Source organism: Bacillus sp. GS3m_15504, from assembly GCF_055825275.1.
In genome coordinates, this window is the sequence record NZ_JBVVNL010000003.1 from 280,601 (window position 1) to 300,661 (window position 20,061).

Below are 20,061 nucleotides of genomic sequence, written 5' to 3' on the forward strand. Positions count from 1 at the left end.
AATTTTACCAGAACATACGTAAATGTAAAAAAGACAATCTATTAGATTGTCTCCCGTTCCTCTATCCCTCACAAGCCTCTTTAGAAGGTCTATATAGCGATTCTACGAGTCGATCATACTCACTACGCGTAATCTCTTTATTATATAGCTTCAGTAATAAATCTCTATGCTCTTTTGAAAATGCCATCTTTTTAATGACTTCAGGATACATAAAACATCCTCTCCATTTCACATAAACTTCTTCACCCTAAAACAGAACTTATGTTCGCATAAAAGATTATAAAATATTCCTTCCTAAAAAACAAACAAAATATTATTAAACATTAACTTCTTTCTATTCATAATATTCAATCATCATATTAACATATCCATTTTTTAAATACATATATATTTTTGGTAGTTTTTTTGAATAAATCTTCCAATTCAATCAGAAAATAATGGCAAAAAAGAAGAGGAGTTTACATATGGATACGGTAACATTAGCAAGAGCATTTTTCGGTTCTTCACTAGCATTCCACATTATCTTCGCAACACTTGGTGTCGGACTTTCATTGATGATTTTTATAAGTGAAATACTCTATCACTGGAAGAAAGATTCCGACTACGCCATTATGGCGAAAAGGTGGACAAAGGCTTTTGCCATCCTTCTCGGTGTAGCAATTCCAACTGGAACAATCGTTGGTGTGCAAATCTCACTTCTTTGGCCTGGTTTTGCCAAAATTGTTGGGCAAGTTATTTCTGTTCCCTTTCAAATTGAGATTTTCGCCTTCTTTTTAGAGGCTTTGTTCATGTCCATTTATGTATATGCAGCTGACAAACTACCTCCATTCATGAGATTAATCTCGTTATTCTTCGTCATGATTGGTGCCACGGCATCCGCCGTGCTTATTACATCAGCAAATACATGGATGAATACACCCGCGGGCTTCTCAATGGGGCCAGATGGATCAGTTTTTAACGTTGATCCGTGGAAGGCTTTCTTTAATCCGAGTTTTGGCACAAGCGCATTCCACGTTGTGATTACAGCCTACGCAACTGGAGCTGCCGTCATTGCCTCTATCGCTGGATTTAAATTATTAAAGAAGAATTTAAGTGAACGTGAAGTAGCGTATCATAAAAAAGGGCTACTATTAGGACTCGTCGTAACATTTATTACAGGTGCTACGATGTGGCTTTCGGGACATGAATCGGCAATTGCCTTACATAAGCATTCTCCTGAAAAACTGGCATCTGCTGAAGCTTTATTTGAAACGACATCACATGCACCGTTATCCATCGGCGGAGTTGTAAATCCTAACACACTTGAACTAAACTATGCACTAGAAATTCCGAACATGCTTAGCCTACTAGTGGGACTAGACCCTAACACCGTCGTAAAAGGTCTAAATGAATTTCCACAAGAAACATGGCCACCATTTTACACACATACACTGTTCAATTTAATGGTTGGCACTGCTGCCTTTACCTTTGCAGTTGCAGCAATTGCCCTCTTATATTGGTACTTTGTTTACCGAAAAAAAGGGGCCGAACTACCGAAGTGGCTTCTTTGGGGAGCTGCCGCATGTGGACCAGTTATGATGCTCGGCATTGAATTCGGATGGATTTTCAGCTGTAGCGGTCGTCAACCGTGGACCATTTACGGTATGCAACGTACAGTCGATGCTTCTACACGCGCTGATTTTGTCGGTCCTTTATTTATTCTATTCATCATTTTATATATTGGACTCGGTATTTTAACAGTCTTTGTGCTACGGACATTCTTTAAGAAACATCCGCTTACAAATGATTTACATCACGAAGGAGGCGATTCTCGTGCATGAGGAAAGTATTGCAATCATCATCTTATGGGCCCTTATTTTCGTATACAGTATATTAGGATCCATCGATTTTGGGGCAGGTTTTTGGGGCATGGTATACGCAAAACATCCAACGCTCGCTGCCAAGCTTGCCAACCGATACTTATCACCGACTTGGGAAGTAACAAATACGTTTCTCGTCTTTGTCGTTGTCGCATTTCTTGGCTTCTTTCCGAAAGCAGCCTTTACTCTTGCGACAGTAATGTTCGTACCAGTTATGTTAATTTTAGTACTCGTGGCAATTCGCAGTACATTTATGGTATTTGCTTATTCCCTACCGAAGTACCAACACCTTCTTCGTATCATTTCAGGTATTACAGGGCTCTTAATTCCAGCTCTATTAATTACCGTTTTACCCGTTACAGAAGGCGCCTATATTACAATGTCTGAAGGAAAAGAAGTACTCCTGTATGGAAAACTTCTTTCTAGTCCTGTTATTTATTGTTATATGCTCTTCGGACTAACTTCGGAACTCTTTCTATCTTCTCTCTTTCTTGCTGATTTTGCGAGAGAACAAGGTTCAGAAGATGCATATAAAATTTATAGAAGAAACGCGATCATCCTTGGTCCTGCAACGCTCGTTACGGCGATTATCGCCCTCGTTGTAATGGATCCAGAAACACACTGGCTTATGCAAGGACTAATAAAACAATTCCCGTGGTTTACAGTTTCTATCGTTTTATTCGTTATCGGGTACTCTTCCCTTTGGTGGACAAACAAGAAGTATAGCACACTAGGATTCCCTCGCATTGCTGTTTTAGCTGTCGTCGCTCAATATGCATTTGCAAGTTACGCTTACGGCGTTGCGCATTTACCGTATATTATTTACCCTGATGTAACTGTATTTACAAGCTTTACAACGGTCGAAACATTCTATGCATTGCTTATTTTATATGCAATTGGGATCGCAATTTTATTACCAGGATTTATTTTCTTCTGGAACTTATTCTTGAAGGATCGAACTTTTTTGAAGGAAAAATAATATTGCGGGGGCCTGTTCCAAAAGGTATTTCGGGATGGGCTCCCTTTGTCACGTTTTGGCGGTAAATCGATATATTTTAAAAATCGCTGATATATTTTAAGTTGCGCCGATATATTTCAATAATCGCTGATATATTTTAAGTTGCGCCGATATATCTCCATAATCGCCCATATAAATTTCATTTCCTATCTTACTGCCCCATTAAGTTATAGACTCCTCTCATAATAGTTATTTCACTAGTAGTGACGCTTGTCCTCTAGCACGAAAAACACATATTGGCTTCATCCCATTATACGTCTAGTTCCTATTACTTTTTGCTGAATATACTACCATTATAAACTTGAGACAAGCTACATCTGTTCAAGGGAAAATAGAAAGGTAGGCAAAATATGAGCGTTGAAATATGGATTACTATTATTGTATTCTTCTTAACGATGATTGTTATCTTTTGGCGACCCCGTGGTTTAAATGAGGCGTGGCCGGCAGCAATTGGTGCTGGCATTATCCTGATTACTGGACTTGTATCAAAACCAGACGTCATGGACATTATTAGTAAAATTGGCGGTGCCTCCATAACAATATTAGCGACCATTGTTATGGCAGTTATATTAGAAAGCTTCGGCTTCTTCCACTGGTCTGCGGCGAAACTTGCAAACTTAGCAAAAGGTTCCGGTCGCCGTTTATACTGGTATATTCAATTATTATGTTTTCTTATGACTCTTTTATTTAATAACGACGGTAGTATTTTAATTACAACTCCAATTTTAATTCTTCTTCTAAAAAATCTTCAATTAAAACCACATCAACAAATCCCTTATTTATTAAGCGGTGCTTTAATTGCTACTGCATCTAGTGCACCAATTGGTGTAAGTAATATCGTAAACTTAATCGCATTAAATATCGTGAATATGACTCTTTATATGCATACTGCTATGATGTTTGTACCTGCAACATTAGGGCTATTGTTTATGTCATGGCTTATGTACACAGTTTTAAAAAGAAAACTACCAGAAAGATTACCTGTTTCTTCATATGATATCGAAGAAATATTCTTCACGAAAAACTTCCATCCGTTAAAAGGACAAAATTCTGTTGATACGAAACAAAAACGGACAAAATTCATGCTAAAAGTATTAGGCTTCGTCTTCCTTATGCGCTGTCTTCTATTCGTCGCATCCTTCTTATCTATCCCAATTGAAATTGTTGCCGTACTCGGCTCACTCGTTCTTCTCATCTGGAGATGGTACTACTTACGAACAAATCCTGTCGACATTTTGAAAAAAACACCGTGGCACATTTTAATTTTTGCTTTCTCTATGTACGTCATTATTTACGGACTTCACAACGCAGGATTAACAACAGCACTTGTAAATTGGCTCGAACCAGTTGTAAGTCAGCATCTACTTTATGCTAGCTTTGCAATGGGCGGACTCGTTTCCCTCCTCTCCAACATCTTCAATAATCACCCTGCACTTATGATTGGTACCATTACATTAACTGAAATGGGACTAGACCCGATTACATTAAAAACGATCTATCTCGCAAACATTATTGGTAGTGACATCGGTTCACTATTATTACCAATCGGTACGCTAGCTTCCCTCATTTGGATGTATATCCTGAGACAAAACAAAATTAAAGTAAAATGGAAAGACTATTTAAGTGTATCCCTTATCGTCATTCCGCTCACAACAGTCGTTACATTATTCCTCTTATACTACTGGGTACACTTATTCTTCGCCTTATAAACGACAGAAGCCCACTTTGCTACCGTCTTAGCAAAGCGGGCTTCTTCTATATTTAAGTTAGGTACTACAGTGTGATCAATCAAGTAAAGAGGTGTAACGTATTATTGATATAAATGACTACCAGTTTCTTTAAATTCTTTCGCTTTCTCTTTCATTCCTTTTTCAATTGCTTCTGTCGTTTCTAAATCATTTTCTTTTGCGTATTCACGAATATCATGTGAAATTCTCATACTACAAAACTTCGGTCCACACATGGAACAGAAATGAGCTGTTTTCGCGCCTTCTGCTGGCAATGTTTCATCGTGATACTCCATCGCGCGTTCAGGATCTAAAGATAAATTAAATTGATCGCGCCAACGGAATTCAAAGCGGGCTTTTGAAAGGGCATCATCACGCTGATGAGCCGTTTTGTGACCTTTAGCTAGATCAGCCGCATGTGCAGCGATTTTGTACGTAATAACACCTTCTCGAACATCATCTTTATTTGGTAAACCTAAATGTTCTTTCGGCGTTACATAACAAAGCATCGCCGTTCCAAACCAACCAATCATCGCAGCTCCAATCGCAGATGTAATATGGTCATAACCTGGTGCAATATCTGTCGTTAACGGCCCAAGTGTATAGAACGGCGCGCCCTGACAAATATCAAGTTCTTTCTCCATATTCTCTTTAATTAAATGCATCGGTACATGCCCAGGCCCTTCAATCATCACTTGCACATCATGTTTCCAAGCAATCTTCGTTAATTCACCAAGTGTTTCAAGCTCAGAAAACTGTGCTTCGTCATTTGCATCTGCAATCGAACCTGGACGTAATCCATCTCCAAGAGAGAACGAAACATCGTACTGCTTCATAATTTCACAAATCTCTTCAAAATGAGTGTATAGGAAGTTTTCTTTATGATGGAATAAACACCACTGTGCCATAATTGAACCACCGCGTGAAACGATACCTGTCGTACGTTTCGCCGTAATTGGAATGTAACGAAGTAATACGCCAGCGTGAATCGTAAAGTAATCTACGCCTTGCTCCGCTTGCTCAATTAACGTATCACGATACACTTCCCACGTTAAATCTTCTGCAATTCCGTTTACTTTTTCCAGTGCTTGATAGATTGGTACAGTTCCAACTGGTACAGGTGCGTTACGAATAATCCACTCGCGCGTCGTATGAATGTTTTTACCTGTAGATAAATCCATAATCGTATCTGCACCCCAGCGAGTTGCCCACGTCATCTTCTCTACTTCTTCTGCAATAGAAGAAGATACAGCAGAGTTTCCGATATTCGCATTAACCTTCACATGGAAATTACGCCCAATAATCATCGGTTCTGCTTCAGGATGGTTAATATTCGCTGGTAAAATAGCGCGACCTTCCGCGATTTCCTTACGAACAAATTCCGGGTCTACTCCTTCACGAATCGCAACATATTCCATCTCAGACGTAATGATGCCATTACGTGCATAATGCATTTGCGTAACATTTGCACCTTGCTTCGCTCTAAGCGGTTTGCGATCCATTTGCGGGAAAACAGGTGTATGTTTCGAAGCCACCTTCACACCGTCATCCTCTGGTTTCACTTCGCGACCTTCGTATGCCTCTACATCTCCGCGCTCTAGAATCCAAGAGTGGCGCGGCGTTGGAATCCCCTTCTCTAACTCGACTTTATACGCAGGATCTGTGTAAGGACCGCTTGTATCATACACACGAATTGGCGGATTTGGAACGCCATTTGTATCACTTTGTTCAATCTCACGCATCGGCACTTTCATACCTTCTCGTGGTCCATCCACATACACTTTCTTGCTTCCTGGTAAACTCGATTTCAATTCAATTTGCTCAGCTGAAACAGACTGTTTCATAACCTTTGTTGCCCCCCTGTACGTGACAAAGACGAGATATGGCCAGCGTATGCCAAAATAAAAAGAGCCAGGTCCATAAAAAAATAAGGACCTGGCTCATAAAGACATCATTATGTAAAGCCGTTAACTTCCCTACGCTGGTACGAGCCAGATCAGGTCCAAAGGGTTAAGAAGTTCACGCGCTTCTCTCTCAGCCTACGCATACGTTAGGCACCCCTAGTTTATCACTGATTTAATTTTCAATACTTTCTCATCATACACGATAATCTGAAAAATGCAAAGTTTATTTCTTTTGCTCTTTATGGAATCATCCAAGTTAAATAATAAGCCTGTACATACGTCATAATACCAACAATAATTACGAAGAATAGACTATGCTTCACTGTAAAGCGGAACAAATCTGATTCTTTTCCAGCAAGTCCAACTGCTGCACAAGCAATGGCAATCGATTGCGGAGAAATCATTTTACCTGTTACACCGCCCGTTGTATTCGCTGCAACGAGAAGTACTTCAGACACACCGACTTGTTGTGCTGTAATCGCTTGTAAATTTGAGAATAATGCATTTGCTGACGTATCAGACCCTGTTAAGAATACACCAATCCAGCCTAAGAATGGTGAGAAGAACGGGAATAGCCCGCCAGTTCCTGCTAACGCTAATGCTAGTGTAGAAGATAGTCCAGAATAGTTTGCGATAAATGCAAATCCTAATACAAATCCAATAGATAGAATTGGCATTTTCAATTCGCTTAAAGTTTCTTTAAATGTTACTGCTGCATCTTTTACACTCATTTTCAAAATCAGCATGGAAATGAGACAAGCAATTAAAATTGCTGTTCCAGTTGCTGATAATACATCGAACTTCAAAATTGCCTCGTAAGGCGTCGGTTTATTTACAATCGGCTCTGCTTTCATTACTAAATTGTGCAAGCCCGGAATTTCAAACTTAAATACAAGACTTTCTAACGCGCCTCCTGGAGCAAATAATGCTTTAAAGAAACTTTGACTCCAAATGACTACCATAACCGTTAACACGATAAATGGAGACCATGCCTTTACAACTTTTCCTATCGTTAATTTCGGCATCGATGCCGCTGTTGTCGCAGCTGCTTCACTATTTGCTTGCCCTGATTGATAGATTTCTTTCGGTTGCCATACTTTTAAGAACAGCGCTAAACTAACTAAACTTACAAGTGCTGACGTAATATCCGGAAGTTCTGGCCCTAAGAATGTCGCTGTAATGAACTGCGTAATGGCAAACGAACTACCCGCTACAAGTAAAGCAGGCCATGTTTGTCTTACCCCTTTTAATCCGTCCATTAAAAATACGATAAAGAACGGAACAAATAATGATAAAAACGGTAATTGATGTCCAGCCATTTGTCCAATTTTATGTGGATCAATACCTGTTACTTGTCCAGCAACTGTAATTGGAATTCCCATCGCTCCAAAAGCGACTGGTGCTGTATTTGCAATTAAACAAAGACCCGCTGCATATAAAGGATTTAACCCAAGACCTGCAAGAAGTGCTGCCGTAATCGCTACTGGTGCACCAAATCCTGCTGCTCCTTCTAAAAATGCTCCGAATGAAAAACCGATTAAAATAACGAGTAAACGATGGTCATTCGTAATGGATAATACAGATGCACGAATCACATCGAATTGACCTGTTTTCACAGAAATTTTATATAAAAATACCGACATAATGATAATCCAAGCAATTGGCCATAATCCGTATAAGAAACCATATCCGGTCGCTGCCATCGCCATCGTGAACGGCATCTTATAAGCAAATAACGCCACTAAAATTGTCAGTACAACTGTAATAAATCCTGCCACATACCCCTTCATGCGGAAAACTGCTAAAGCTAAGAAAAAAAAGATAATCGGAATAAGTGCGACCGCTGCCGAAATCCAAATGTTTCCGAACGGATCATAAACTTGTGTCCATGTGTTCATTGTTCTCTCCCCCTAAAGAATCCCCTTTTAAATAGAATAACCTCATCAATAGACTATCAGGTCATCATACCTTTCAGTCTAAAAATAAAAAAACGTTTAAGAAAACGTTTTCAACAACTTTCATTTATACTGTACCATAACAATTTCTATTTAAAAAGATTTTTTTGAAAATTTTATTATTTAACGAAAAAATCTTACAAAATCGTCATGTTCTTGTAATGTTCATCGATAGAAAGCTTACCAAAACTATTGCATAATAATAGTATAACAACGGACATTATTTATGAGGTGATATATATGAACGGAAACAAAATATTAGCAGCTTTATCATACTTTAGTGTATTATTTGCCCCTATCTTATTCCCTATTATTGTGTGGATTGTAGGCGATACTGAAACAAAACCACATGCGAAGCGTGCTCTATGGACACACATTATTCCAAGTATCGCTTCATTTATTGGATTTTTTATTTTAGGAATTATGGGTATTGGATCAAATCAACCAGATGTAACACTTGGAATCGGCACAATGATTGTCTTATGTATTTGCGGAATTATTAGCTTATACTACTTCATTTGGAACATCGTGAAAGGTATTAAAGTACTGAAAGCTTAATTTTAAACAAACGTTTGATTAATAAGAAAAAACCGTCCCAAAATACTTTTTGGGACGGTTTTTTTTATCTTCTGCGTTTCTTCTTTTTTCTCATCATTTTCTTGCGTCGCGTATTTACTTTATCCGCTATAATGTGAAGCGTGCTTGCTACAACAATCCCCATTACGAACGTTACAATTTCAACCTCATGTTCCTTCGCAATTTCTATTAAATTCCCGTCAAGCGCGATTACATTTAATAGGAATAAAAACGGAGAAAACACAATTAACATGTATGCAATACGAATCACATCACCAAGTATAATTGTGTGTGTAAAGAAGGAGCGATGCGGCATCACTTTCTTATACGGATACCAAAATATACGCAGGAATCCCCATTTATTATACGCATTACTATACGTATCTAAGTCCGGTGTCAAAAATGTAGTACCTACTAAAAAGCCAATTGCAAAAGTTAATAAAAAATCAAAATTTGTTAATCCATACGAAAAGAGCAGAAACAAAACAACCGGAAGGGATATTAAGTTTATTTTCGTATGCGTTCTTCCTGATGGCATAATGCACTTCCTCGCTTACGTTCGCCCTGTCACGATGTGACAGCTCTCACCTATTGATCTAATTTCTGATCGATAAAGGATGTGTCTATATCAGAACCAAACCATTCTGCCAACTTTACTCGTGCCTTATCTTTCACATCATCATTGACGTATAACGACGCTTGTAATAGAGCAGCCATTAACGCCCCTAAATCATCCGTATAACCAATTCCAGCAACGAAATCTGGAATCGCATCAATCGGTGCAATAAAATAAGCAAGTGCCCCAATTACAATAATTTTCACTCGTTTTGGAACATCCGGTTTCTGCAAAACGTAAAACAATAGTAAACTTGCATAAATGACCGACTGTCCTGCCTGCTTTGCGACATGTTTTACTTTCTTCCAAAACGCTTCAACTGAAAATTTTTGTTCCATGTAAAAGCCCCCCTATTTTTTAAAAGAAATAAGCTACAATATGTTTTCAGTAAAAGTTCATCAAATTTACACATAATCTATCAATGAACTTTCATTGTAACAAACAAACTAAAAAAGAACAAGTGTTCGTTAATTTTTACATACTCCCCTTCATATAATAGGTTTCTAGATAACCACTTACCCATTGTCATTTCTTATTTCTCAACAAAGAAAATTTTCACTTTCACTTAACATTCTGCTCTACCTTTGTTATATTTTCTAGTTGACGGACATATAAACGAATGTTAAAGTTTTCTCTGGTAGTGACAAATATCATACAAAAAATGTAAAATGTTATAGTGTTTCTCAGAAATGAATTTTGTTGTATAATACAGAAATGACGTTATGCTTATGAGCAACACAAGAAACTAAAAGGGTATGCATAGTTATAGTCGTATATGGGTGAATATAGAACCTCTAATTATGGCCAAGAAAACTATGTATTTTTTATTTTAGCATTTTTCGCTCCAAAATCGACCAAGCCTGATAGAGAAAGGGTGGAAATGAATGAAAGAAACCTTGAAATCACAATTTCAAAATGTGCGTTTCACTGTATTCGTAGCTTTAGCCGTATGGTTGAAGACATATCTTATTACACGCACAAGCTTTGATTTAAAACTTGAATCTTTCATGCAAGAATTCATTTTATTCCTTAGCCCATTAGCAGCATCATTACTGCTTGTTGGTCTTGCATTATTTGCAAAAGGGAAAAAACGTAACTATATAGCACTTGGAATTAATTTTGTTTTAACAATTATTCTTGTTGGTAACGTAATGTTCTACGGATTCTATAATGACTTCGTTACTTTACCCGTACTAGGACAAACATCTAACTTCGGAAGTTTAGGTTCTAGTGTGAAAGAATTATTTAACTACAAAATCATCCTTGCATTTGCTGATATTATCGTATTCTTCATTTTATTGAAGAAGATGAAGAATTTTGCACCGACAGAACGTGTAGCACGCCCAATGCGTTCCCTATACTTCGTGTCAACAATTGCTATTTTCTTCGCAAACTTAGGACTGGCAGAAGCTGAGCGTCCTGAACTATTAACACGTTCATTCGACCGCGTTATGCTCGTTAAAAACTTAGGTTTATATGTACACCAAGTGTATGACCTTGGCTTACAAGCAAAATCAAGTTCACAAAAAGCATTTGCTGACGGTAGTAAGTTACAGGAAACAGAGAACTACGTAAAAACAACGCAAAGCAAACCAGATCCAAATATGTTTGGTACTGCAAAAGGGAAAAACGTAATTGTCGTCTCTCTTGAGTCATTACAAACATTCTTAATTGGTGCAACAGTTAACGGACAAGAAGTTACACCATTCTTAAACCAGTTTACGAAAGAAAGTTATTACTTCGATAACTTCTTCCATCAAACTGGTCAAGGAAAAACATCTGACGCTGAATTCTTAGTAGATACTTCCATGTATCCACTAGACCGTGGTGCTGTATTCTTCACACACGGTAACAACGAATACACAGCAACTCCAGAAATTTTACGCGAGCAAGGATATCACACATCTGTATTCCACGCGAACAATGCAACGTTCTGGAACCGTAACATTATGTATCCGGCACTTGGTTATGACCGTTACTACAACGAGCTTGACTACAAGATTACGCCAGAAACAAAATTAAATTGGGGATTAAAAGATATCGAATACTTCGATCAATCTATCGATATGTTAAAAGAAGTGAAGCAACCGTTCTACACTCGCTTCCTTACGTTAACAAACCATTACCCATTCACTTATGATGAAAGCACAAAATTAATCGATGAATACAATTCTGGTGATGGCGTATTTGACCGTTACATGGTAACTGCTCGCTATTTAGACGAAGCAATGAAACACTTTATTGAGCGTCTAAAAGCAGAGGGTATTTACGACAACTCAATTATCGTATTCTACGGTGATCACTACGGTATTTCTGAAAACCATAACCGTGCAATGGCACAGTTCTTAGGAAAAGAAGAAATTACTGCATTTGATCATATGAACTTACAAAAAACACCGATGTTTATTCACGTTCCAGGTCAAAAAGAAGGTAAAACAATTTCAAAACCAACTGGTGAAATTGACATTAAACCAACAATTCTAAACTTACTTGGTATAGATTCTACGAATCAAATTCAATTTGGTCATGATGTATTCTCACCAGAAAATAAAGGATTTGTTGTTCTTCGTGACGGTAGCTTCGTTACAGATAAGTACATGTATACGAACAGTACATTCTACGACCGTGCTACTGGCGAAGTTGTACAATTACCAAAAGAAGAATCTCAACCACTCATTGATCGTGCTCAAAATGAATTGAACATGTCTGACAAAATCATTGAAGGTGACTTACTTCGCTTCTCTGAAAGCAACAAGACAAAAACTGGTGAAGTAAAGACAGCTATTAAAGAAGAAAAGAAGAGCGCTGAGTAATCTCAGCCTCTTTTTTTTATATTTCTCCATACAATCACTTATATTCATTAACTTTAACATTACATAATCTTTACCAAATATTCACATAGAGTTAATGAAGCATCTCTATAATAAAATATGTAAACAAGGTTCTATATATTTCTTATCTCTCATCTGTAATAAGATCCCTTAAAGAAATATGTGAATCGTTTATTTCTACTTTCTTATAATTGTCTTTCAATATGTTTTGTTTCCATACACAAAACATTCAATAAGACGATGTCCCTATGAAAGATAGCTACCCTCCTTGTGCAGCATTCCATAAGAATGTTGCTTTTTTTTATTTAAAAGCAGGATTCTTATTTCTTATTTTCGAATTTGTATATACAAAATGCTATAAATCACCACTACTTCTCTACCATTTACCAAAACATATACGTCATATGTAGAGAATTGCTTACATAAAAATTAGTATTGTGACTTCTTTACTTACGAAAGGATGGGATCGAAATTGGCATATGAAAGATTTGTACTTTGGAATGATGCAGTTATTGATACAACGAAACAAAAAACGTACATAGAACTTGAAGAAAGAGGCTTGCAGTTTGGAGATGGTCTCTACGAGGTTATTCGTCTATATAAAGGGAACTTTCACTTATTAGATCCCCATATCACAAGATTATATCGCTCCATGGAAGAAATAGAATTAACGCTCCCTTTCTCAAAAGCAGAACTGATTACCCTACTTTATAAACTAATCGAAAATAATAATTTCCACGAAGATGGAACGATTTATTTGCAAGTATCTCGTGGTGTACAAGCTCGTACCCATACGTTCTCATATGACGTCCCTCCGACAATCTATGCTTATATTACAAAGAAAGAAAGACCAGCGTTATGGATTGAATATGGTGTACGTGCTATATCAGAACCGGATACACGCTGGCTACGCTGTGATATCAAATCATTAAATTTATTACCAAATATATTAGCTGCTACGAAAGCGGAACGAAAAGGTTGTAAAGAAGCCCTTTTCGTACGAAATGGTACTGTAACTGAGGGAAGTCACTCTAACTTCTTTCTCATTAAAAACGGAACTCTTTACACACATCCAGCTAATCACCTTATTTTAAATGGCATTATTCGTCAATATGTCCTTTCTTTAGCGAAAACCCTTCGTATTCCAGTACAAGAAGAGCTTTTCAGCATTCGTGATGTTTATCAAGCGGATGAATGTTTCTTTACAGGAACGACGATTGAAATTTTGCCGATGACTCACCTTGATGGAACCGCAATCCAAGATGGTCAAGTTGGCCCTATCACTAAAATGCTGCAAAGATCATTTTCTCAAAGTTTGTTACAATCCAACATGTCATCCTCTTAAACACGAATAATTTCTATCCTCTCTACATTCAATATATGTATTTAAATGGAAATCAAGGTATAGATTTATGCCTTGATTTTTTCTTGTAATCTTTTTGTCATATTCAGATTCCCGCATAAGTCTTGACAGTAATCGACATGCTCTTTAGAATTTTTAACAGTTGGTAAATATTTCTTCACTACATTACAGACAGAAAGGAATCGACAAATTATGAAAAAATACCTTGCCGGTCTTGCGGCAGTGTCTGTAGCAGGAGGAGCAGCACCTACACTTGATAGTGTTCAAGCTGCCCCTGAACAAAATACACAAAAAACTGCTACAACTGTCCAAGCTTCTGCATCAAACAGCTCATCTTATACGGTAAACGCTAGCGTATTACATGTTCGTGCAGGATCAAGTACTTCTCACGACATCATCTCTCGCGTTTATAACGGTCAATCACTAAACGTGATTGGCGAAGAAAATGGTTGGTACAAAATTAACATTAATGGAAAAACAGGCTTTGTTAGTGGTGAATTTGTATCAAAAAATGGTACAAGCAATTCAAATGTAAGTACAACAGGTGGAAAAAATAAAGTTACTGCTGATGTATTACGTGTACGTACCGCTCCTAACACTTCTAGTTCTGTTTCAGGACGTGTATATGAAGGACAAACATTAAACGTAATTGGTCAAGAAAATGGTTGGGTAAAAATCAATCATAATGGACAAGTTGGCTATGTAAGTGGCGAATTCGTATCTGGTGTTTCTTCTAATGCAGGTTCTTCAAACAGCAATACGAATAATAACAACCAAGAATCTGTAAAACCAGCAAGCGGAAACTATACAGTAAATGTATCTTCCCTTCGTGTTCGTACAGGCCCTAGCACTTCTCACACAACTGTAGGTTCTGTTACAAAAGGACAAGTAGTACAAGTTGTTGGCGAGGTGCAAGATTGGTTCAAAATCAATTATGCAGGTCAAACGGCTTACGTAAGTAAAGACTACGTAACAAAAGGCGGTTCTAGCGATAACGTTACACAAGGAAATAACCAAAATAATAATCAAAACAATAATGTAACTGTTCAAACTGGTGGTACTTACGTTGTTAACGCAACATCTCTACGCGTTCGTACAGGTCCTGCTACTTACCATAGCGTAATTGGTGGCGTATTAAATGGTACGACATTAAACGTAATTGGCTCTGAAGGTAGCTGGTTTAAAGTTAACTATCAAGGAAAAACAGGCTACGTTAGTAGCGAATTCATGAAATTCGTTAAAGGTGGCACTACTACTCCTGAGCAACCAAAACAACCTGAACAACCTAATCAAGGTGCAATTGGTGACTACTACATTAATGCTTCTGCCTTAAATGTACGTAGTGGTGAAGGTACAAATTATAGAATCATAGGCGCACTTCCACAAGGACAGAAGGTTCAAGTAATCTCTGAAAACTCTGGATGGAGCAAAATTAACTACAACGGTCAAACTGGTTATATCGGAACACGTTACCTTTCTAAAACACCAGTTGGCGGCGCAGTAGATAATAATAAGCCTAACAACAACCAAAATAACAATCAAAACAATAACAACAATAACAACAATAACAACAATACAGGTAATAATAGCGGCAACAGTTCTTCCATACTTGCATATGCAAAAGGAATGCAAGGCGTACCATACGTTTGGGGCGGAACTTCTGCTAACGGTGTGGACTGCAGTGGCTACATCTACCACGTATTTAAGAAATTTGGTCATAACATTAGCCGTCAAAGTGTTGCGGGATATTGGGGTAGCCTACCACAAACTTCAAATCCACAACCAGGCGACTTAATTTATTTCCAAAACACTTATAAATCGGGTCCTTCTCACATGGGTATTTACCTTGGGGGCGGATCATTTATCCAAGCTGGAGATAAAGGTGTAGCAATCGCTTCATTAAGCAATTCTTATTGGAGTAAGCACTTCTTAGGTTATACGAAAGCACCTTAAGTTATATTTTTAGAGCCTTCTAGATTACTAGATGGCTCTTTTTATTATGTTTCACCTATATCCCTCAAAAAATAATGTATCTATTTTCCTATTTCATACACTATATTCTACAATAATGATCCATAACGTTATCATAATGTATATTTTCACATAAAAAACATAACCTATTTCATGCCTATTCATTTTATATGTGTTTTTTCAAAGAATTTTCTTTTTATTTAAACTTTTCGTTAGACGTTTGACCTCCGATGTCCATTATGATAAGTTACTTAAGATGTTATATTTGCAGAAGTATAGACAACTGTGTTATACATTTTTTTACTATGAGGAAGGAGCATACACTGCATGAATCTTTTATGGGGAATTGGCGGCGTGATTGGAGTATTAGCAATCGCTTTTTTACTATCTTCCAACCGCAAAGCTATTAATTGGCGCACAATTTTAATCGCGCTAGCATTACAAATGTCATTTTCATTTATCGTATTACGCTGGGATGCCGGAAAAGCAGGTTTAAAACACGCTGCAGATGGCGTTCAAGGATTAATTAATTTTTCTTACGAGGGAATTAAGTTCGTTGCTGGGGATTTAGTCAACGCAAAAGGCCCTTGGGGATTTGTTTTCTTCATTCAAGCACTACTTCCAATCGTATTTATTAGTTCATTAGTAGCAATCTTATATCATTTCGGTATTATGCAAAGATTTGTTAGTGTCGTTGGTGGCGCATTAAGTAAACTTCTTGGAACTTCTAAAGCAGAAAGTTTAAACTCAGTAACAACTGTATTTTTAGGACAAACTGAAGCTCCAATCTTAATCAAACCTTACTTAGCACGTTTAACAAATAGTGAATTCTTCGCTATTATGGTAAGCGGTATGACAGCTGTTGCTGGATCAGTTCTTGTCGGCTATGCAGCAATGGGTATTCCGTTAGAACACTTATTAGCAGCAGCAATTATGGCAGCACCATCAAGTTTATTAATTGCGAAACTAATTATGCCAGAAACAGAAAAAGTAGATAATAACGTTGAACTTTCTACAGAACGTGAAGATGCAAACGTTATTGACGCTGCGGCACGTGGTGCATCTGAAGGTATGCAACTTGTTATTAACGTAGCAGCAATGTTAATGGCTTTTATCGCATTAATCGCTTTACTAAACGGTTTATTAGGATTAATTGGCTCTCTGTTTGATATTAAACTTAGCCTTGATTTAATCTTCGGTTACTTACTATCACCATTTGCAATCTTAATCGGGGTTTCTCCTGGTGAAGCTGTACAAGCAGCAAGCTTTATCGGTCAAAAACTTGCAATCAACGAATTCGTTGCATACGCAAACTTAGGACCACACATGGCAGAGTTCTCTGACAAAACAAATTTAATTTTAACATTCGCAATCTGTGGATTCGCAAACTTCTCTTCTATCGCAATTCAATTAGGTGTAACAGGAACATTGGCTCCTACTCGACGTAAACAAATTGCACAATTAGGGATTAAAGCAGTTATCGCTGGTACACTAGCTAACTTCTTAAATGCAGCAGTTGCAGGTATGATGTTCCTATAAAATAAAGCAAAGTCCCCTCTTTCTAAAGAGGGGACTTTTTATTATATTTTCTCGATATATATTAAATACTTTATGTCGAAATATAAAGACATTATGATACAATAATTAGTAAGTCTGTTTATTTTTTCTTACAAAAGAGAAATACTACTTGTTGTTGCTCTACAAAATAACCTAGTCATCCGGTCTATTTCTTAATAATTGCGCATACTACAAGTATCCTTGCATGAATTACCTTTAAGGAGGAAAGTTTTGTGAAAGATAACTACTATAAAGTCCTCTCTATGTGGATTTTACAAATTTTATTTTATTTTACAACTGTACATGTAACACAATATGAGCATGCTCTCATTTTTACAATTATATATGTAATTGTTAATGTACTATTTCTATTTTTGCCTGATAAAACTGCATTTGTTCTCTTCATATTAGGAACCATTATTTCGGTATTCTACCTGTTCTACCAAGCATGGCTTTACTTGTGGAGTACATCAGAACAATGGCAATACATTATTACTCACTTCCTAATGGCAGCAAACTTCTTCATCGTATATATATCCACTCACCTATTAAAGAAGGTTATTCATGAAAATAAAGAATTAACCGAACGTGTGAGAACGTTAGAACAATACATTGGAGAATCGAAATTATTAACAAGACAAGAATTCGAAAGACGACAAGCATTATTAATCAATGCAATGAATCGTCGTAATGAAACAGGCGTTATGATTTATTTTGACTTCACTTCCTTTAGTAAATATACGAAGGAAAGTGTTATGGATCGCGTAGCTTCATTATTAGTTGGAACGATAAGAGCTGACTTTGACCTTGCTGCTAAATATGATAATAATACGCTCGTTATTTTATTACAAAATACAAATGAAGCCGGTGCTGACATTGTAATGAACCGCCTAAAGCCAAAAATGGAGCAATGGCTTGCTGCTGAAGCAATCCAAGATATAAAAATTTCACGCGAGCAAATTGGAAACAAAGGACAGACTTTATTATGATGACACTCGTTATACTTCTTTTATTCCTCTTGTTTTGCGTACTTGTTTTTTGGATTAGCATCACATTTTCGATTAAGTATGTACTTATTTTTACAGCCTTTCTATTCTCTGGCTTACTTGTTTACTATTCTTTCTTAACACTCGCAGGCCTAGTTCACCGAAATAGTAAACGAAAAGATCGTACGCTAGAACATTACCCAAGCGTCGACATTTTAATACCAGCTCACAATGAAGGGGTCGTTATTAAAGATACTTTAGAGGCGATGGCGAAGATTGAATATCCAGGCAAACTAACTGTTTATTTATTGAACGATAACTCGCAAGATGAGACACCTGAAATTGGCGATGATTTTGATAAAGCTTATGCTCATATTCGTCACATTCGCGTTCCACCTGGTGAACCAAAAGGAAAATCACGCGTATTAAACTATGGCCTTAGTATTTCAGATGGTGAATACTTCTGTGTTTATGATGCAGATAACCAACCTGAACCACATGCACTACGAATGCTCGTAGAACACGCTGAAACAACCGAGGATGCTGTTGGAGCTGTTGGACATGTTCGTACTGTAAATGAAAAAAGAAACTGGCTAACACGAATGATTTCGTTAGAATTTCAAATCTTCCAGCTCCTTATGCAATCCGGACGCTGGTTACTATTCCAAACAGGTTCATTAACAGGAACAAACATGCTTCTTCGCCGCGCTGCATTAGAGGAACTTGGCGGCTATGATCCTTATGCAATTGCAGAGGACGCTGAATTAACATTACGAATTACACAAAAAGGCTATCTTTTACCAATCGTTCCAGAATCGGTTACATGGGAACAAGAACCTGAACATTTAAAAATCCTTATTAAGCAGCGTACACGTTGGCTCCAAGGGAACTTGTACATTTTAGAAAAAATGTTCTCTTCATTAAGTTTCTTTAAAGGAAAACTTCTCGTCCATTCTTTACAACAAGTTTTAGTGTATGTTGTCTTTTGGTTATTCTTAATCATTTCGAACGTTTGGTTTGTAATTGGGTTACTCGGGATATTCCAAATTCAATATAGCATTCCGCTACTATTCATGTGGTATGTCGCATATATTACATATGTTTCTCAATTATTTAGTGCCCAGAGTGTGGAACGAACCTTTACACCAACTAATATTTTTATTAGTGTTATCATGTACTTTACGTACGCACAGCTCTTTACGTACTTATTCATTCGTAGCTTAATCTTATACTTACGTGCAAAGAGCAAGAAACAAGTCATTGGCTGGGACAAAACTGTTCGATTCAAAAAAGATAAATAATAAAAATAAGCACAGAGCGCCGTATGCTCTGTGCTTATTTATTGCCGTATAAAATATATATCAGACAATACCCCTTAGCTGAAAGTAATTTCACGTCCATCCCCCAACGAACGATCGACCTTCATTTATATACGAAAAAGTGATTGCTATTTTTGTAGAACCAATTGCTTCTCTTGTTGCTCTTTACGCGTTTCAGTCTTAGGTTCCGTGCTTTCTTGGACACTACGATGTGCCACACGTTTCAAACAAATATGCTTCCACTTTCTTTCGTAACGTTTCATTATTCTAGATGTCCCCCTTGAATACGCTTTAAAACTATTTGAAATCGCTTACAGGAAATAATATAGCACATATATATAAACGTGACAACACATTTCCGACAATTTTTTGTCAAAAA

General features: G+C 37.2%; 16 protein-coding genes and 1 riboswitch. Of the genes, 10 read left to right on the forward strand and 6 right to left on the reverse strand.

The window, feature by feature from the left end:
* Positions 1 to 61: 61 nt before the first annotated feature.
* Positions 62 to 211 (reverse strand): hypothetical protein, encoded by a 150-nt coding sequence (locus AC0L0O_RS23460; RefSeq protein ID WP_000283184.1) that lies wholly within the window; start codon positions 209 to 211, stop codon positions 62 to 64.
* Positions 212 to 464: 253 nt separating this feature from the next.
* Here AC0L0O_RS23460 and cydA point away from each other — a divergent pair, with 253 nt between their 5' ends.
* From cydA to AC0L0O_RS23475, 3 genes are all read left to right on the forward strand, one after another.
* On the forward strand, positions 465 to 1,820 hold the full coding sequence (cydA, locus tag AC0L0O_RS23465; protein WP_000381955.1) for a cytochrome ubiquinol oxidase subunit I: 1,356 nt from the start codon (positions 465 to 467) through the stop codon (positions 1,818 to 1,820).
* A complete protein-coding gene (locus AC0L0O_RS23470; RefSeq protein ID WP_000544174.1) occupies positions 1,813 to 2,838 on the forward strand; it encodes a cytochrome d ubiquinol oxidase subunit II in 1,026 nt (341 codons plus the stop codon). Before cydA ends, AC0L0O_RS23470 begins: the two co-directional genes overlap by 8 nt.
* A gap of 389 nt (positions 2,839 to 3,227) precedes the next feature.
* Positions 3,228 to 4,586, forward strand: coding sequence for an arsenic transporter (locus AC0L0O_RS23475; protein WP_000110058.1), 1,359 nt, complete (start codon positions 3,228 to 3,230; stop codon positions 4,584 to 4,586).
* A gap of 101 nt (positions 4,587 to 4,687) precedes the next feature.
* Here the strand turns inward: AC0L0O_RS23475 and thiC are convergent, their stop codons facing one another.
* A complete protein-coding gene (thiC, locus tag AC0L0O_RS23480) occupies positions 4,688 to 6,448 on the reverse strand; it encodes a phosphomethylpyrimidine synthase ThiC (RefSeq protein WP_000814466.1) in 1,761 nt (586 codons plus the stop codon).
* 112 nt (positions 6,449 to 6,560) lie between these two features.
* Positions 6,561 to 6,676: riboswitch (TPP riboswitch) on the reverse strand.
* Between the two features lie 71 nt (positions 6,677 to 6,747).
* Positions 6,748 to 8,406, reverse strand: a complete 1,659-nt coding sequence (gene lldP, locus AC0L0O_RS23485) for an L-lactate permease (RefSeq protein WP_001099323.1) — start codon at positions 8,404 to 8,406, stop codon at positions 6,748 to 6,750.
* 297 nt (positions 8,407 to 8,703) lie between these two features.
* On the opposite strand from lldP, the gene AC0L0O_RS23490 reads away from it, so the two are divergent.
* The gene (locus tag AC0L0O_RS23490) at positions 8,704 to 9,021 is read left to right on the forward strand and encodes a magnetosome magnetite crystal formation protein family (protein WP_131371522.1); all 318 of its coding nucleotides are present in this window, start codon (positions 8,704 to 8,706) and stop codon (positions 9,019 to 9,021) included.
* A gap of 64 nt (positions 9,022 to 9,085) precedes the next feature.
* Here AC0L0O_RS23490 and AC0L0O_RS23495 read toward each other — a convergent pair whose 3' ends face one another.
* Both AC0L0O_RS23495 and AC0L0O_RS23500 read right to left on the reverse strand, forming a co-directional pair.
* The gene (locus tag AC0L0O_RS23495; RefSeq protein WP_001139070.1) at positions 9,086 to 9,577 is read right to left on the reverse strand and encodes a metal-binding protein; all 492 of its coding nucleotides are present in this window, start codon (positions 9,575 to 9,577) and stop codon (positions 9,086 to 9,088) included.
* Positions 9,578 to 9,627: 50 nt separating this feature from the next.
* Positions 9,628 to 9,993, reverse strand: coding sequence for a YkvA family protein (locus AC0L0O_RS23500; RefSeq protein ID WP_000435503.1), 366 nt, complete (start codon positions 9,991 to 9,993; stop codon positions 9,628 to 9,630).
* A 546-nt stretch (positions 9,994 to 10,539) separates the two neighbouring features.
* Between AC0L0O_RS23500 and AC0L0O_RS23505 the strand changes: the two genes are divergently transcribed.
* The 6 genes from AC0L0O_RS23505 to AC0L0O_RS23530 all read left to right on the forward strand — a co-directional run bounded on the left by AC0L0O_RS23505 (position 10,540) and on the right by AC0L0O_RS23530 (position 19,664).
* On the forward strand, positions 10,540 to 12,468 hold the full coding sequence (locus AC0L0O_RS23505; protein ID WP_000665359.1) for an LTA synthase family protein: 1,929 nt from the start codon (positions 10,540 to 10,542) through the stop codon (positions 12,466 to 12,468).
* Positions 12,469 to 12,946: 478 nt separating this feature from the next.
* Entirely contained in the window at positions 12,947 to 13,831 is an 885-nt protein-coding gene (locus tag AC0L0O_RS23510) for a D-amino-acid transaminase (RefSeq protein ID WP_473786151.1), read from the forward strand.
* Between the two features lie 210 nt (positions 13,832 to 14,041).
* Positions 14,042 to 15,802 carry a C40 family peptidase gene (locus tag AC0L0O_RS23515; RefSeq protein WP_131371519.1) on the forward strand — a complete coding sequence of 587 codons (1,761 nt, stop codon included), beginning with the start codon at positions 14,042 to 14,044 and terminating at the stop codon, positions 15,800 to 15,802.
* Between the two features lie 345 nt (positions 15,803 to 16,147).
* Entirely contained in the window at positions 16,148 to 17,359 is a 1,212-nt protein-coding gene (locus AC0L0O_RS23520; protein ID WP_001051021.1) for a NupC/NupG family nucleoside CNT transporter, read from the forward strand.
* 251 nt (positions 17,360 to 17,610) lie between these two features.
* The gene (locus tag AC0L0O_RS23525; RefSeq protein ID WP_000654669.1) at positions 17,611 to 18,366 is read left to right on the forward strand and encodes a GGDEF domain-containing protein; all 756 of its coding nucleotides are present in this window, start codon (positions 17,611 to 17,613) and stop codon (positions 18,364 to 18,366) included.
* On the forward strand, positions 18,363 to 19,664 hold the full coding sequence (locus tag AC0L0O_RS23530; protein WP_000988765.1) for a glycosyltransferase family 2 protein: 1,302 nt from the start codon (positions 18,363 to 18,365) through the stop codon (positions 19,662 to 19,664). Before AC0L0O_RS23525 ends, AC0L0O_RS23530 begins: the two co-directional genes overlap by 4 nt.
* Positions 19,665 to 19,810: 146 nt before the next feature.
* On the opposite strand, the gene AC0L0O_RS23535 is transcribed toward AC0L0O_RS23530, so the two are convergent.
* Complete coding sequence (locus tag AC0L0O_RS23535; protein ID WP_000833067.1) at positions 19,811 to 19,945, reverse strand: hypothetical protein; 135 nt, start codon at positions 19,943 to 19,945, stop codon at positions 19,811 to 19,813.
* Positions 19,946 to 20,061 lie beyond the last annotated feature (116 nt).